The sequence below is a fragment of the Lentzea waywayandensis genome, assembly GCF_900115955.1.
GTDB lineage: Bacteria > Actinomycetota > Actinomycetes > Mycobacteriales > Pseudonocardiaceae > Lentzea > Lentzea waywayandensis.
Genome location: NZ_FOYL01000001.1, coordinates 189,115 through 204,812, shown reverse-complemented (window position 1 = coordinate 204,812; position 15,698 = coordinate 189,115). Strand labels below are relative to the sequence as shown.

12 protein-coding genes and 2 pseudogenes are annotated in these 15,698 nt (G+C 69.6%); 9 read left to right on the top strand and 5 right to left on the bottom strand.

Going from position 1 to position 15,698, the window contains the following annotated elements; all coding sequences use genetic code 11:
- Positions 1 to 3 precede the first annotated feature (3 nt).
- The 3 genes from melA to BM417_RS00945 are packed head-to-tail and all read left to right on the top strand — an operon-like array spanning position 4 to position 3,031.
- Positions 4 to 1,290 carry an alpha-glucosidase/alpha-galactosidase gene (gene melA / locus BM417_RS00955; RefSeq protein ID WP_093587817.1) on the top strand — a complete coding sequence of 429 codons (1,287 nt, stop codon included), beginning with the start codon at positions 4 to 6 and terminating at the stop codon, positions 1,288 to 1,290.
- Positions 1,290 to 2,219, top strand: coding sequence for a carbohydrate kinase family protein (locus BM417_RS00950; RefSeq protein ID WP_093588511.1), 930 nt, complete (start codon positions 1,290 to 1,292; stop codon positions 2,217 to 2,219). The genes melA and BM417_RS00950 overlap by 1 nt, the downstream gene beginning before the upstream one ends.
- 53 nt (positions 2,220 to 2,272) lie before the next feature.
- A complete protein-coding gene (locus BM417_RS00945) occupies positions 2,273 to 3,031 on the top strand; it encodes a DeoR/GlpR family DNA-binding transcription regulator (protein ID WP_093587816.1) in 759 nt (252 codons plus the stop codon).
- Between the two features lie 3 nt (positions 3,032 to 3,034).
- Here BM417_RS00945 and BM417_RS00940 read toward each other — a convergent pair whose 3' ends face one another.
- Positions 3,035 to 3,877, bottom strand: coding sequence for a helix-turn-helix transcriptional regulator (locus BM417_RS00940; protein ID WP_093587815.1), 843 nt, complete (start codon positions 3,875 to 3,877; stop codon positions 3,035 to 3,037).
- A gap of 85 nt (positions 3,878 to 3,962) precedes the next feature.
- Here BM417_RS00940 and BM417_RS00935 point away from each other — a divergent pair, with 85 nt between their 5' ends.
- The 4 genes and pseudogenes from BM417_RS00935 (at position 3,963) to BM417_RS00920 (ending at position 7,336) form a co-directional block, all read left to right on the top strand.
- On the top strand, positions 3,963 to 4,730 hold the full coding sequence (locus BM417_RS00935; protein WP_093587814.1) for an SDR family NAD(P)-dependent oxidoreductase: 768 nt from the start codon (positions 3,963 to 3,965) through the stop codon (positions 4,728 to 4,730).
- A gap of 224 nt (positions 4,731 to 4,954) precedes the next feature.
- Positions 4,955 to 5,629, top strand: a pseudogene (locus tag BM417_RS00930) (DUF4389 domain-containing protein); the annotation flags it as partial.
- A 65-nt stretch (positions 5,630 to 5,694) separates the two neighbouring features.
- Positions 5,695 to 6,318 (top strand): CBS domain-containing protein, encoded by a 624-nt coding sequence (locus tag BM417_RS00925; protein WP_093587813.1) that lies wholly within the window; start codon positions 5,695 to 5,697, stop codon positions 6,316 to 6,318.
- A gap of 160 nt (positions 6,319 to 6,478) precedes the next feature.
- On the top strand, positions 6,479 to 7,336 hold the full coding sequence (locus tag BM417_RS00920) for a slipin family protein (RefSeq protein WP_093587812.1): 858 nt from the start codon (positions 6,479 to 6,481) through the stop codon (positions 7,334 to 7,336).
- Positions 7,337 to 7,383: 47 nt separating this feature from the next.
- Here BM417_RS00920 and BM417_RS00915 read toward each other — a convergent pair whose 3' ends face one another.
- Positions 7,384 to 9,024, bottom strand: coding sequence for a GAF domain-containing protein (locus tag BM417_RS00915; RefSeq protein ID WP_093587811.1), 1,641 nt, complete (start codon positions 9,022 to 9,024; stop codon positions 7,384 to 7,386).
- A 148-nt stretch (positions 9,025 to 9,172) separates the two neighbouring features.
- A complete protein-coding gene (locus BM417_RS00910) occupies positions 9,173 to 10,537 on the bottom strand; it encodes a wax ester/triacylglycerol synthase domain-containing protein (protein ID WP_093587810.1) in 1,365 nt (454 codons plus the stop codon).
- 127 nt (positions 10,538 to 10,664) lie between these two features.
- Here BM417_RS00910 and BM417_RS00905 point away from each other — a divergent pair, with 127 nt between their 5' ends.
- The gene (locus BM417_RS00905; RefSeq protein WP_093587809.1) at positions 10,665 to 13,214 is read left to right on the top strand and encodes a cation-translocating P-type ATPase; all 2,550 of its coding nucleotides are present in this window, start codon (positions 10,665 to 10,667) and stop codon (positions 13,212 to 13,214) included.
- Between the two features lie 153 nt (positions 13,215 to 13,367).
- Positions 13,368 to 14,564: an AI-2E family transporter gene (locus BM417_RS48910; RefSeq protein WP_281251277.1), complete on the top strand. Its 1,197-nt coding sequence runs from the start codon at positions 13,368 to 13,370 to the stop codon at positions 14,562 to 14,564.
- Here BM417_RS48910 and BM417_RS48410 read toward each other — a convergent pair.
- Positions 14,469 to 14,810: pseudogene (locus BM417_RS48410) on the bottom strand (CorA family divalent cation transporter); the annotation flags it as partial. The gene BM417_RS48910 and the pseudogene BM417_RS48410 sit on opposite strands and share 96 nt — an antisense overlap.
- A complete protein-coding gene (locus tag BM417_RS00895; protein WP_093587808.1) occupies positions 14,752 to 15,249 on the bottom strand; it encodes an STAS domain-containing protein in 498 nt (165 codons plus the stop codon). The pseudogene BM417_RS48410 and the gene BM417_RS00895, both read right to left, overlap by 59 nt.
- Between the last annotated feature and the right edge of the window lie 449 nt (positions 15,250 to 15,698).

The following is a 15,698-nucleotide window of genomic DNA, read 5'->3' as shown; positions in this document are numbered from 1 at the left end:
TCAATGTTCACCATCGCGTTCGTGGGCGCGGGTTCCGTCGAGTTCACCCGCCAGCTCCTCCGCGACGTCCTGACGTTCCCGGAGCTCGCCGGATGCACGATCTCGTTGCACGACATCGATCCGGAACGGCTGGAGGTGGCGGCGTCACTGGCGCGGCTGGCCGGCGGAGCGCACATCCGCACCTCGCTGTCGCGCCGCGAGGCGGTGGAGGGCGCGGACGTCGTCGTCAACATGGTCGCGATCGGCGGCCACGCGGCGACGTTGCGGGACTTCGACGTGCCGGAGTCGTTCGGCCTGCGGCAGACCATCGGGGACACGCTCGGCATCGGCGGGATCTTCCGCGGGCTGCGCACCTTCCCGTTCCTGGACGGGCTCGCCGCCGACATGCTCGCGGTGTGCCCGGACGCGTGGTTGCTGAACTACACCAACCCGATGGCGATGAACATCCAGTACCTCGCGACCGTCGCCCCACGGCTGAAGGCGGTCGGCCTGTGCCACTCGGTGTACTGGACGATCCACGACCTGAGCGCACTGGTCGGCGTTCCGCACGAGGAGGTCGACTTCCTGTCCGCGGGCGTGAACCACCAGGCGTGGATCCTGCGGTGGCAGCACCAGGGCCGCGACCTCTACCCGGCGCTCGACGCCGCCATCGCCGCCGATCCGGAGCTGGCCCGCCGGGTGCGCGTCGACCTGTACCGCAGGCTCGGCTACTACCCGACCGAGACCAGCGAGCACTCCTCCGAGTACGTGCCGTGGTACCTGCGGCACCAGTCCGAAGTGGAGCGACTGCGGATCCCGGTCCGCGACTACGCGACGATCAGCGCCGAGAACGTTGCCACGTATGAGAAGACCCGGGACGCGCTGGCTGCAGGGGAGTCGTTGCCTCCGCTGGCCGACGACGCCGTCGAGTACGCGCCGCAGGTGATCCACAGCCTGGTCACCGGACGTCAGCGCACGATCCAGGTGAACGTCGCGAACCACGGCCTGATCTCGAACCTGCCGCAGGGTGCCGCCGTGGAGGTGCCCGCCACCCTCGACCGGCTCGGCGTGCACCCGCACCGCGTCGGCGACCTGCCCCGCCAGCTGGCCGCCGTGAACCGGAGCTTTCTCAACGTGGTCGACCTGACCGTGGCCGCAGCCGTCGAAGGCGATCCGGACCACGTCCGGCACGCCGCGATGTGCGACCCGGCGACCGCCGCGGCCCTCACCGTCGACCAGATCAGCGACCTCGTCGCGGCGATGACTGCCGCGCACGGCGACCTGCTGCCTGCTGCTCTGCGAGGCGCGTGATGCTGGACCTGCTGGTAGTAGGTGACGCGAACCCGGACGTGCTGGTCTTCGGCGCCCCAGGCACTCCCGCGTACGGCCAGGCGGAAACCCTGGTGGAGCAAGGGGTTCTCGCGCTCGGAGGGTCGGCGGCCATCGTCGCGCACGGTGCCGCCCGGCTGGGGCTGACCGTCGGTCTCGCGGCGATGGTCGGCCGGGACGCGGCGGGCGACTTCGTGCTGGACGAGCTGAAGTCCGCGGGCGTCGACATCAGCGGGTGCGTGCGCCACCCGGACCTGCCGACGGCGTTGACCGTCTGCCTCAACCGGGCGGGCGGGGACCGGGCGATCCTGACGGCGCAAGGATGTCTGGCGGCGTTCGGTCCCGAGCACGTCCCCGAGGTCGCTGCCCGGCACGTGCACTCGGCGTCGTACTTCCTGCAACCCCGCCTCGCCGCCGGTCTGCCCGAGGTGTTCCGGACGGCTCGCGGTTCCGGGGCCACCACCTCGCTCGACACGAACGACGACCCGTCGGGCGAGTGGGCGTTGCACCCGGATCTGCTGGGGCAGTGCACCTTCGTGCTGCCCAACCAGGCCGAGGCGGTGGCGCTGACCGGTGCTGTGGACCCGCTGCCGGTGCTCGCGGCCGCCGGTCCGGTGCCGGTCGTCAAGGCGGGCGCGGACGGGTGTGTTGCTCTGCAAGGGGAAGAACGGATCACCGCGCGTCTGCCCGCTGTGGCGCCGGTGGACACGGTCGGCGCCGGTGACTCGTTCGACGCGGGCTTCCTCGCCGGATGGTTGCACGAGCGGGATCTCCGTGCCGCCATGGCACTCGGCGCCGCCGCCGGTGCGTTGTCGACGCGCGGGGCAGGGGGAGTCGCCACACAGCCCTCCCTGGCCGAAGCAGTGGGGCTCGCGCGGAACGCGGAGATAACGAGCACGCAAAGTGCGTGAATAGGCCGTAATAGACGCCAAATCGAGCATGATTCATGCGTTATAGTGATCGGATGCGTCAAGAGCAGCGTCTTGCTGCGATCCTGGGCAAGCTCGCGGAGGCGGGCTCGGTGAGCGTGACCGGGCTCGCGGAGGACCTGGACACGTCCGTCGCCTCGATCCGCCGGGACCTCCAGTCGTTGGAAGAGCAGAAGCTCCTCAAACGCACCCACGGCGGTGCGGTCGCGGTCGAGGTCATCTACGAGCTGCCGCTGCGCTACCGGGTGGGCCGTCGCGAGGAGAAGCGCCAGATCGCCGAGGCGGCCGCGCGGTTCGTGACCGAGTCCGTCCACTCCGTCGGCCTCAACGGCGGCACGACGACCACCGAACTCGCGCGTCTGCTCGCGGTCAGCAGGCCGTTGAAGGTCGTGACGAACGCGCTCAACATCGCGTCGGACCTGTGCCCGCGTCCCCTGATCGACCTGGTGGTCACCGGCGGCGGCGTGCGCCCGGAGAGCTACGAACTGGTGGGCCCGCTCGCCGACCGCGCTCTCGCCGGCATCAGCCTTGACCTGGTCTTCCTCGGCGTCGACGGCATCGACGCCCGCACCGGCATCGCGACCCACGACGAGGTCGAGGCGCAGACCGACAACTGCCTGCTGCGCACCGCCGACAGGGTGGTGGTCCTCGCGGACGGGTCGAAGGTCGGCAAGCGCGCCTTCTCCCGCATCGCCGCCATCTCCGACGTGCACGTGCTGATCACCGACTCCTCCGCGCCCGCCGAGGAACTGGACCGCTTGCGGGCGGCGGGAGTCGAGGTCGTCGTCGCGTAGCGGTCAGGAGCTCGAGCGCGTGAACTCCTGTCCTCCCAGCACGTTCAGCAACGCCAGTGCCTCGGCGTCGCGAGATCCGGGCGGCGCGCTGTAGAGCACCAGGTTCTGGTCGCGGTCCGTGAGCGCGAGCGAGTCGCAGTCGACGGTGATCTCCCCGACGAGCGGGTGCCGGAACGTCTTCGTGAGCACCGTCGCCGCCTGCACGTCATGCCGCTCCCACAGCCGGGCGAACTCCGGACTGCCCTCGCGCAGTTCCTCCACCAGCCCGGACACCACGGGATCGGCCGGATACCGCGCGAGGGTCGCCCGGAGCTGCATGACGACGTGATGCCGGAACTCGGTGGCGTCCGAGACCCCGTACAGCGTCTGCGGCCCGAGGAACGCGCGGCGCGCCAGGTTGCGGTCCCGCGGGGCGAGTACGCGGAAGTCCTCCATCAACGCGGCCGTGAGGTCGTTGCACGCCAGCACCTCGAACGCCGCCGACGTGACGAACCCGGCCGTCTGCGGGAGCCGGTCGAGCAGCGCGAGGATGCTCGGCCGGACGTCCCGCCGATGCCGTCCGGTACGACTCGGTGCCGTGCCCGCGAGGACGTGGAGGTGGTCGGACTCGGCGTCCGTGAGCCGCAGCGCACCTGCCAGCCCGGCGAGCACCTCGGCCGACGGACGCGGCGCCCTGCCCTGTTCGAGACGGACGTAGTACTCGGTCGAGATGTGCGCGAGGACCGCCACTTCTTCGCGACGCAGACCGGAAGTCCGGCGCCGCGGCCCCGTGGGCAGGCCGACGTCCTCCGGCCGGAGACGCTCGCGCCGGCTCCGCAGGAACGCGCCGAGCTGCTGCTTGTCCATACCTCGAGTATCCGCGCAGGGTGGTGACTCAGCCTGGTACAGCCTGTGCCTGTCTCCGGCTCCGGCCGGGGCCGACGCTGGTGTCATGAACAACAACACCGGACTTCTCACCGGCAAGGTCGTGCTCATCACCGGCGCCAGCCGAGGCATCGGCGAGGCCGCGGCCAGGCTCTTCACCCGAGAGGGCGCGGCCGTCGTGCTGGCCGCCCGCGGTACCGACGCCCTGACCCGCGTAGTCACCGAGATCCGCGCCGACGGCGGCACCGCCGACGCGATCACGATGGACCTCGCCGACCGCGCGGACATCCGTTCGGCAGTCGACCAGGTCGAGAAGCTGCACGGACGACTTGACGGCGCCTTCAACAACGGCGCCATCGTCCAGCAGCCCGGCCCGCTGGACACGACCAGCGACGACGAGATCGACGAGCAGTTCGCCGTGAACTTCCGCGGCCACTGGACCGCCATGACCGCCGAGGCGGCTCTCATGCGGCGCAACGGCGGAGGCGCGATCGTGAACACCTCCAGCATCGGCAGCCGCCGCGCGAACCCCGTCCTGCCCGCCTACGGCGCCATGAAGCGCGCGCTCAACAGCCTCACCGAAAGCGCCGCCGTGACGTGGGCCAAGGAGGGCATCCGGGTCAACGGCATCACCCCCGGCGGCACCGCGACGGCGATGATCGACCAGTGGGAGGCGGCCACCCCCGGCGTCATCGCGCACCTCAACGCGACGAGCCCCGTCGGCAGGATGGCCGAACCGCACGAGGTCGCCGAGGTGGCGGCCTGGCTGCTGAGCGACCGGGCGTCGATGGTGAACGGCGCGATCGTGCCGGTCGACGGCGGCGCGGGCGCCTGAACGCCGGGTCTCGGGCCGGTTCGAACAGGGGGACACCCTGGCGACCCGGCCGTCCGGACCGAACTCGAAACGCGGACAGCGGTGTTCTCCCGGACGAAGCGCGGCGATCTCCTTGGCCGATCCCGACCGCCGGCTCGTCGACAGGGCACTTGTGCTCACCGGGGCAGGGTCGCCAGGTACTGACGGCACCTGCTCCCGCGCGTGAGTGTTGGTGTCAGGAGGCAATGATGACTACCGCTACCAACGGATATCCAGTGCACGTGCACGCGCGGCTGGACTCCGGCCTGAGTCGCTGGCTGTGGCTGGTGAAGTGGTTGCTCGCGATCCCGCACTACCTGGTGCTCGCGTTCCTGTGGCTGGGGTTCGTGGTGGTGAGCGTGATCGCGTTCTTCGCGATCCTGTTCACCGAGCGCTATCCGCGAGCGTTGTTCGATTTCAACGTCGGCGTGCTGCGCTGGACGTGGCGCGTCACCTGCTACTCCTACGGCGCGCTGGCCACGGACCGCTATCCGCCGTTCAGCCTCGGCGCCGAGCCGGACTACCCGGCGACCCTCGACATCGCCTACCCGGAGCACCTTTCGCGTGGTCTGGTCCTGGTGAAGTGGTGGCTGCTCGCGATTCCGCACTACCTGATCGTCGGCGTGTTCGCCGGCGGCGGCAGTTACGCCATGAACGAGGCGGGCCGCTACTCCGGCGGCGGGCTCATCGGTCTGACGGTCCTCATCGCAGGCGTCGCGCTGCTGTTCACCGGCAGCTATCCGTTGGGGCTCTTCGACTTCACGCTCGGCATGAATCGCTGGGCACTGCGCGTCGCCGCCTATGCCGCACTGATGACCGACGACTACCCGCCGTTCCGCTTCGACGCGGGCGGCGACGAGCCAGGCCCGGCGAACACGCCCGACGACGACCTGAAGACTCCGCACGCCCGCGAGACCGAGACTGTCGGCTGAAGGAGACACACAGGATGAGAACCAGAGACGTGATGACGACGAACGTCGTCACGGTGAAACCGGACATGCCGGCACGGGAAGCCGCACGGCTGCTGGCGGAGCGCGGTTTCACCGCGCTGCCGGTGGTCGACGACCTGGGCGAGCTGGTCGGCGTCGTCGGCGAGGCCGAGTTGCTGCGGAACCGGCTGCCGCAGGACCCGAGGTCGCTCGTGCACGGTGAACCGGCCCAGGCCAGGCAGGCGGCTGCCGAGGTGGTGGCGCAGGTCATGCTGACGAAGCCGGTGACTGTCACACCGAACACGGACCTGGCCGAGGTCGCGGACCTGATGCTCGAGCACGGTGTGCGCAGCGTGCTGGTGGTGCACGAGCGGCACCTCGCCGGCGTCGTCACCCGCCGGGACATGCTCCGCTCGATCAGCCGCGCGGACTGGATCATCGAAGCGGAGATCCGTCATCGTCTGGACATGGTCGGCGGCGCCCTCCGGTGGGCGGTCGACGTCAGTGGCGGCAAGGTGTCCATTGTGGACAAGACGGGTGACACGTTCGAGCAGCACGTGGCGGAAGTGCTCGCGCGCGCCGTCGCGGGCGTCACCGACGTCGAGTTCGTCGGCGAGCGCGTCGTGCACGCGGGGCACTGACCCACGGCGAAGGACCGAGGTCACGACGACAGCTGGGTCGATCGGCGTTTCAGGCGGGACCTTCGGCAGCCGTGCCGGTGCCGCCGCAGGCGCATCGTGGGGAAGGGCGAGGTCGACGTGGCGGTAGCCGATCTCAGCCGAAATCGGACGGAGCGTCATCATGAGCGGGTTGGTCGTCGCAGTCATCGCAGCAGCGGTCCTGCTGTTGCTGGGCATGTCGGTGAGGGTGGTCAAGCAGTACGAACAGGGCGTGTTGTTCCGCCTCGGCAAGGTGCGCGACGTGCGGATGCCGGGTCTGCGGCTGATCATCCCGGTGGTGGACGTCATGCGCCGGGTGTCGTTGCGGATCGTCACGCTGCCGATTCAGTCGCAGGGGATCATCACCAGGGACAACGTCAGCGTCGACGTCTCGGCGGTGGCGTACTTCAGGGTCGTGGAATCGGTGAAGTCGGTGGTCGCGATCGAGAACGTCTACTCCGCGATCGACCAGATCGCCCAGACGACCCTGCGGAAGGTGGTCGGTCAGCACACCCTCGACCAGACCTTGTCGGAGACCGACCAGATCAACGTCGACATCCGCAAGATCCTCGACATCACCACGGTCGAATGGGGCGTCGAGGTGACGTTGGTGGAGCTGAAGGACATCCAGCTGCCCGACAGCATGAAGCGCGCGATGGCCAGGCAGGCCGAGGCCGAGCGGGAGAAGCGCGCGAAGATCATCAACGCCGAGGGCGAATCGCTGGCCGCAGCGGCGCTGGGCGACGCGTCGGACACGATGATGGCCCACCCGCTGGCGTTGCAGCTGCGCAACCTTCAGACACTGGTCGAACTGGGCGTGGACAAGAACACCACGGTCGTGTTCCCCGCGCCGCTGATGAGCACCATCGGCGAACTCGGCTCCTTCCTCGCGCGGGAGACGGCTGCGGCCGCTCCACTGGCCGATGTCCCGCGGCAGACAGGAGCGCCGTCGCCGGCGGAACCACAGGTGAACGGCGAACCGGTGCCCGCCTCGCGATAGACCTCGGGGTGACTGCGTCCAGCCTGCTCGCCAGGGGCCGGACGCGGTCAGCGTTCCCCTCTGGGCACGAGCAGGCCGTCAGAAGGGATGCGGGCGCTCCAGGTGCTGCTCTGGGTGTGGCCGTCGACGCATTCGACGGTGATCAGGTCGCCGGCGATGTCGACGCGGAGTTCGGCGCGGGTGGTGTCGGTGTGGCCGGCGATCGTCGTGAGCGCGTCCCTGACCGCGGCGACCACGTCGTCGGCGAGCGTGCCGGGGATGGCGCGGCCGAGTTGTCCTTTGAAGGTGACCGTCGCCGGGAAGCCGGCCGAGGTCGTGTGGTCGTCGACGGCGGTGAGGACCTGGTTCTGCAGGCTGCGCGTGTGATGGCCGGGCGTGACGTCGACGTCGTAGACGTCGGTGCGGATGTGGCTGATCGTGGTGTCGAGTACGTCGATGTACCCGTTGACGCGACTCTGGAACGTGGGGGTCTTGTTCGCCGCGAGGAGCCCTTGCAGCCCGAGGCTGACCGCGAACAGTCGTTGGATCACGTGGTTGTTGAGGGCCAGGCCGATCCGGTCGTGGTCGTCGCTGATGCGCTGGATCTGCTGATCGGAGTGGGCGCGGTCGAGTTCCATCGCGACTGCCGCGTGGCCACCGAAGTCGGCGAGGTGGTGCATGTCCGAGTCGGTGAACGACCGTCGTCCGCTCAGCCTGCCCACGCTGAGAGTTCCCGTGGTCCGGTCACCCGCCGGCAACGGCACCACGATGACCGATCCGATCCGGGCCGGCGCGTCGGCAGGGGCGGGGGGCGCGACCACGGTGGGCACGCCGGTGCAGGCGACCTGCTCGGCCGCACTGGTGTCCATGCCCGCGAGCATCTGGTCGGTCAGAACTCCGCTGGTCGCCTGGATCTTCAACTGTGCCGACGTGGTGAGCAGCGCCAGGATCGCGAAGTCGGCGTCCGCGGCCTGCTGTGCGGCCTTCGGCACCATGTCGAGCGGATGCCCGTCCTGCTGGGCGAACAGCAGGCGGGTCACCTCGGCTGAGGCGGTCAGCCATCGGTGGCGTTGTTCGGACTCCTGGTAGAGACGGGCGTTGTCGATCGCGACGCCGGCGGTCGCGGCCAGCGCGACCGCGAGCTGTTCGTCCTCGCTGCTGAACTGTCCGTTGGCGCTGCCGGTGAGGTAGAGGTTGCCGAAGACACGGCCACGGATCCGGATCGGCACACCGAGGAAGCTGTCCATGTCGGGGTGATGCGGCGGGAATCCCGCGGCGGCCGGATGCGTGGTCAGGTCTGCCAGTCGCACCGGGACCGGGTCGGTGACCAGCAGGCCCAGGATCCCGTGGCCGTGCGGCAGTTCTCCGATCCGCTCGACCGCGTTCCCGTCCATGCCGACGTGGACGAACTCGTCGAGCACGCCGTGGTCGCCGATCACGCCCAAGGCGGCGTAGCGGGCCTCGACCAGATCCTGTGCCGCGGTCACGATGTGCTGCAGGACCGCCTGCAGGCTCAGTTCGCTGGCGACGACCGCGTGAGCGTGCAACAGGTGTCGTAGCCGACCCTGAGTCACGAGCACGTCCTGCGCCCGTGCGGACACCTCGCCGAGCAGTTTCTCCAGCTCCAGGCGGGGCAGATCGGCGAACGGCAATCGGAAATCGTCCCGGGGCGGGTCGTCCGCACCCGCGGTGGCGAAGGTGTGCGACATGGCGTTCACGTCCCGTCGACGTTTGCGCGCGCGTCAGCGGGGTCCGGGCCAACGAGACAACACCCGATGAAGCCGGGAGGCTTCCCGGCTACAACGCAAACCTACGCCGAACGCCTCGCAAGCGATACGGCCAACGGGTTCTCGCAGGTCAGATGTTATGTGGCGGGGGAGACACATCGGCGATGCCGCTCAGCACCCGGAGCTCCCGCCGCAACTGCTCGGCGAGCAGTCGCAGGTCGGGACAACGGTTCGGGTCGGCGATGGCGGTGATGTTCAGCGTCCCCGCGTAGGACAGCGCCGTGAAGGCGACGCTGACGTTGCCGGAGATCCCTGACACCGGGATCACGTCGACGACCGGCGCACCGAGGAACGACAGGCGCTGCTCTGGACCGTGCAGGTCGCTGACGAAGGTGTTGACCAGCCGCTGCCGGTTGACGAACCACTCGTACGCGCCGAACTGCGCCAAGGCCCGGAACACCGGCGTGATCAGTGCCGCGGACGAACCGGGCGCTCTGGTCTTGCGTTGCCGGGTGATCCGCGCGACGTCGGCGAGCCGTTGGATCGGGTCGCCGCCTGTGGGGACCTCGACCGGGATGACCCCGACCTGATTGCCCAGCTCGGCCGTGGTGGCGTGACGTCGTGCCGACACCGGTACGGAGATCACCAGCCGATCGACGGCCTCACCACGGCCGGCCAGCACTGTCCCGAGGGCACCGGCCACCGCGGTGACCACGACGTCGTTGACCGTGCCACCCTGCGCGTGGGCAGTGGCGCGGACGGCGCCGAGGTCCGCGCGTGCCACCGCGAGGGCCCGGCTCCTGCCGGTAGGACGGTTGAGCGAGCAGTCCGGCGGGTGTGCACCGCCGCCGACGCCGAGCTCGGCCACAGCGGCCCGGAGTCGCCCTGCCCCGGCCGGCAGCCGGCGGACGGCTCGGGCACGGGAACGCAACACATCGATGAACAGATCCAGGCGTCGCGGCGCTCTGCGCGGAAACCCCCGGTGGGGCGCGATCGGGACGCCGTCGACCAGGTGGGTGAGAACCGCGAGCCCGCCGATCCCGTCCGCGAGGACGTGGTGGAACACGACCACGAGAGCACAGCGGCCTTCCGCGATGCCGGTGACCAGGGTGGCCGACCAGAGCGGCCTGCTCGGCGGTAGTCGCCTGGTGACGATGTCGGCGACGACGTCGAGCAGCGCCTGCTCGTCGCCTGGTGCCGGGCAGCCGGCCGAGCTCACGTGACTGGCGATGGCGAAGGAAGGGTCGTCGATCCACACCGGCCGGCCGTGTCCGAACGGGGTCCGCACCAGTCGCTGCCGGAGCCGGGGCACCGCCGTGATGCGAGCCGCGATCGCCTCCCGCACAGCGCCGATGTCGGCAGGTGACGGAGTCTCGAGCACCAGGACAGCGGCCACCTGCATCGACGTGCCTGTCGAGTCGCAGACGAGCTCCATCACGTCGTTGCTGCTCGCTCGCTCGACAGCCTGTCGTGGCTCCAGCTCGTGTGCGCTCACCGGCTCTCCCTGTGTGTCGGACCCCAGTGTTCGCAGCGGGAACCGGGGACGGACGCGGGCATTGGTCCCGGCTCGGCAGGGACGTCACGCCCTGTGCGGTACCGGGACCAGCGCCTGTGATGGATGAATGACTGTCGCGATGACGGGTTTGACCTCTGCGGAGGCGGCGAGGCGGCTGCACGACGACGGGGCCAACACGTTGCCGAAGACCAAAGGACGGCATCCGCTGCTGCTACTGCTGGAGCAGCTGATCCACTTCTTCGCCCTGATGCTGTGGGCGGCGACGGCGCTCGCGTACATCGCGGGCATGCCCGTGCTCTCCGTCGCGATCGCCATTGTCGTTGTGCTCAACGGTGTCTTCGCGTTCGCCCAGGAGTACCGGGCCGACCGTGCGGCGCAACGGCTGCGGGACCTGATGCCCGCACGCGCGACCGTGCGCCGCGACGGCGCGCCGCAGGTCGTGGACGCCTCGGAGCTGGTGGTCGGTGACGAGCTGCTGCTCGAGGCCGGTGACCGGGTGTGTGCCGACGGCGAGGTGCTGACCGCGGCCGGGTTCGCCGTCGACGAGTCGATGCTGACCGGCGAAAGCGTGCCGGTGCATCCCGTCGCGGGCGAACTGGTGCACGCCGGGACCCACGTCGCCGAGGGCGAGGCCGCGGTGCTGGTCAACGCCACCGGCCCGCACACGAAGCTGGCCGGCATCGCCGCACTGACGCAGGAGGCCAAGCCGCCGCCCAGTCCGCTGGCGCTGCAACTGCACAAAGTGGTCATGGTGGTCGCACTGACCGCGCTCGCCGTCGGCGTGCTGTTCTTCGGTGTCGCGCTGTTGCTCGGACTTCCCGCGACACAGGGCTTTCTGTTCGCGGTCGGCGTCACGGTGGCGCTCGTCCCGGAGGGGTTGCTGCCGACGGTGACGTTGTCCCTCGCGCGTGCGGCACAGAACATGGCCTCCCAGCACGCGCTCGTGCGCCGGCTGGACGCGGTGGAAACGCTCGGCGCGACCACGTTCATCTGCACGGACAAGACAGGAACCCTGACCCGCAACGAGATGTCGGTCGTGAAGGTGTGGACACCTGCCGGCGAGGTGGCGGTGCACGGCGACGGCTACGACCCGGTGGGCACGGTCGACGGGCCCCCGGCCGCGGTCGACCAGGTCCGCGCACTCGCGGTCAGCGCGAAACTCTGTTCCCCGAAGGCACACGTGCGCAGAAGCGAGGATCGCTGGCAGCCGGTCGGCGACCCGATGGAGGTCGCACTGCACGTCCTGGCGGCCCGGCTCGATGTCGACGGTCCCTCGGCGGACTCGATCCGCTACCCGTTCGACCCGCGTCGTCGTCGATCATCCGTTGTGGACGCGGACGGCGTGCACGTCACCGGAGCGCCTGACTCGATCCTGCCGCTGTGCGCGGCGCGATCCGGTGCCGCCGAGGCGATCGCGGCACTCGCGAAGGACGGGCTGCGGGTGCTGGCCGTGGCACGCAGACCGGCGCGGGCCGGTGATGAAAGCGGCTGGCAGCACGCCGAACGGGATCTTGAACTGCTCGGTCTGGTGGGACTGCACGACCCGCCCCGCCACGACGTCGCCGGAGCGATCGCGTCGTGCCGGACCGCGGGCATCAAGCTTGCGATGATCACCGGCGACCACCCCGTCACGGCGCGCGCGATCGCCGAGCAGGTCGGTCTGCTCGGGCCCGATCAGCTTGTGCTGCAAGGTGATCAGCTCCCTGCCGATCGCGACGAACTCGGAAGGCTGCTCGACCACGACGGCGTCGTGATCGCCCGCGTGACGCCCGAGGACAAGCTGCGCATCGCCGTCGCGTTGCAGCACAGAGGACACGTCGTCGCGATGACCGGCGACGGCGTCAACGACGGCCCCGCACTGCGGGCGGCGGACATCGGCATCGCGATGGGCGCGTCCGGCACCGACGTCGCACGGGAGGCCGCGGACCTCGTACTGCTCGACGACCACTTCGGCACGATCGTCGCCGCGATCGAGCTCGGACGGGCCACGTTCGCGAACATCCGCCGCTTCCTCACCTACCACCTCACCGACAACGTCGCCGAGCTGACGCCGTTCGTCATCTGGGCGCTCTCCGGCGGATCCATCCCGCTCGCGATCAGCGTCCTCCAGGTCCTCGCCCTCGACATCGGCACGGACCTGCTTCCCGCGCTCGCGCTCGGCGCCGAGCGCCCCAACGAACACACCATGCGCGGCAAACTGCGCACCGGCTCGCTCATCGACAAAACCGTGGTGCGCAGAGCTTTCGGCGTGCTCGGCCCGGCCGAGGCCGTGATGTCGATGGCCGCGTTCCTGATCGTGCTGCACCTCGGCGGCTGGCGGTTCGGCCAGACACCGGACACGGCCCTGCTGGCCGTCGCCTCCGGCACCGCGTTCACGGCCATAGTGCTGGGACAGCTCGCGAACGCCTACGCCTGCCGCAGCGTCTCCCGGCCCGTGACCAAGACCGGAGTGCGCGGCAACCGCCTGCTCGGCTACGCCGTGGCGTTCGAGCTCGCCGTGCTGGGCATCTTCCTGTTCCTGCCACCACTGCCGGACCTGCTGGGCGGCCACGCGCCGTCCCCGCTGGGCTGGCTGCTCGCACTCGCCGCCATTCCCGCCGTCCTGCTGGCCGACGCCGCGTCGAAAGCGGTGGGGCGCAGGCTGATCGGGAGATGACTCCGCAGCACATCCGCAGAAAGGCGCGGCACCGCCCACAGGGGTAGGTTCGGTGGTGCCGAGAGCACTTCGCGCACCGGAAACCGAACCGGCGCCGTCCTCGGCGTTCCCCGACAACGGTCATCTGAAGACCGGGACGGGAGTGACGGCACGATGTCAGGCCAGCGCACCTACAAGGTTCCCGTGCGAACCATTCTCGCGACCATCGGGCTGACCCTCGCCACGGTCGTTGCCGTCGTGTTCGTCATGCACGTCCAACGAGTTCTCGTGTGGATGCTCATCGCCGGCGTCTTCGCCGTCGCGCTCTACCCGGCGGTCAACTGGCTGCAGGAGCACGTCAGATGGTGCCGCCGCTCGCTGGCGACGTTGGTCGTGTTCCTCGTGGTGTTCCTGGCATTCGGCGGCGTGCTCACACTCTTCGCCATACCGCTGGCCGAACAGGGCACACAGCTGGCGGCACGGTTGCCGGACATGATCGCGGACGCACGCGGCGGCAGAGGCCCGGTCGGCGTCTTGCTGGAACGCACCAACGCGCTCGAGTTCGCCCGCGACAACGAGGAACGCATCCGGCAGTTCGCCACCGGCCTCGGCACCCCGGCCCTGAACCTGCTCCGCGGCGCGGTCACCGGAATCGTCGCCACGATCTCCATCTTCGTCCTGTCCTACCTCGCGGTGCTGCAAGGCCCCAAAGTGATCGGCGGGACCCTCGCGCTGTTCCCGCCGCAGCGCGCGCAGCGCATCCACCGGGTCGGCCGCGAGTGCGCGAAGACCATCACCGGCTACATCTCCGGCAACCTGCTCATCAGCGCGATCTGCGGCGTACTCACCTACGTCGTGCTGAAGATCTTCGGAGTGCCCTTCGCCGAGCTGATCGCGGTCTTCGTCGCGATCGCCGACCTGATCCCACTGATCGGCGCCACTCTCGGCGCGGTGGTCGCCGGCGTCGCCGCGCTCATCCACTCGCTGCCCGCGGCCATCACCGTGGTCATCTTCTTCATCGTCTACCAGCAGCTGGAAAACCACCTGCTGCAACCGGTGATCTTCTCCAGGACGGTCAAACTCAACCCGCTGACCGTCCTCGTCGCCTTGCTGCTGGCGACCGAACTCGCCGGAATACTCGGCGCACTGCTCGCCATCCCGATCGCCGGCGTCGTCCAGGTCGTCCTGCGCGACATCTGGAACCACCGTGCCGCAGCGCCGGAAGACCAGGTACGGGCCGGTGCGGACCAGCGCCATGAGCAGCAGCGCGAACGGGAATCCCCACACCCGGTCCAACTCGGGCAGGTGGCGGAAGTGCATCCCGTAGATCGTGCCGATCAGCGTGGGAGCGAACAGGATCGCGGCCCATGAGGAAGTCCGCTTGATCTGCTCGTTCCGCGCCTGAGTGACCAGGGCTGTGTTGTCGGCGAGGTCCTCGATGTCGTTGTGCCGCACCGTGCGGCAGTCGGCCGAGCGCAGCACCACGAACAGGTGTCGCCGTAGCGTTCCGGCTTCGGCTGCTGGTGGGCGGTGGTGGCGTCTTCCACCGCCAGTCGGGTCATGCCAGGCAGGGCGTGCTGGGCTCCGCGCGCGGCATCGGCAGGACGCCGGGATCATCACGCGATCCACCGAGGACCTGTTCGGCGACGGCCCCGAGGCGCAGCCGGACGTGTTCGATGTCGGGACAGACGTCGAACACGCCGTCCAGCCCTGTGATCATCAGTGGCCGCAGCACCGCGGGTGTGTCGGCGACCAGAAACAGCCTGACGCCCGCCGCCGTCGCCGCTTCCCTGACAGCGACCAGGACGGTGAGACCGGCGGCAGCGAGGAAAGTCACCGCGGTGAGATCCACGACCAGTTGCCGGCAGGTGGGCCGCACGTGATCGAGGAGACGATCACGCAGCAGCGGGCTCGTGCACGAGTCGACCTCGCCGCGCACCGCGAGCACGACAACACCGGGCAGGGCCGCGCACGTGGTTGCGACTTCCACATCTGGCTGGACGACAGCCGCGCGTGGGGGTGGACCGGTCGACACACGTAGGAGTACGGGCGTCATGACGACATCTCCTTGATGAGAAAAGGGTTCCCCTGCCAGAACTTCGCAGACACAGCGGTCACGTGTCCGTCCCAACAGGACTGACCGGGTGAACTCCCGCCGCGTACGTGGTCACGAGCGCGCGGATCCCCGCGGCCGGCGCGTCAGCGGAACGCTGATCGATGTGCGCCATGAAGTGCCCCTCAGTCGGATGCCGCCATGCCGGGGTCCAGGGCACTTTCCTCAAACAGTACCCGCTTCTCCGGACAACGTTCGATCATCGCGCGCCCCTTGTCGACCTGCGCGTATGCGGGCGCCGGGCTGTGTGAATGACACGTTGCGAACGAGTACCGCGATGTCGTTGGCGCCGCCTCAGGCGCACGAGCAATTCCGGCACTCACCCATCGGGCGGGCCGGAGGCTGGAGCGCCGAGACGATCTCGGATCAGCCCAGTTCCACACCCACCGCAC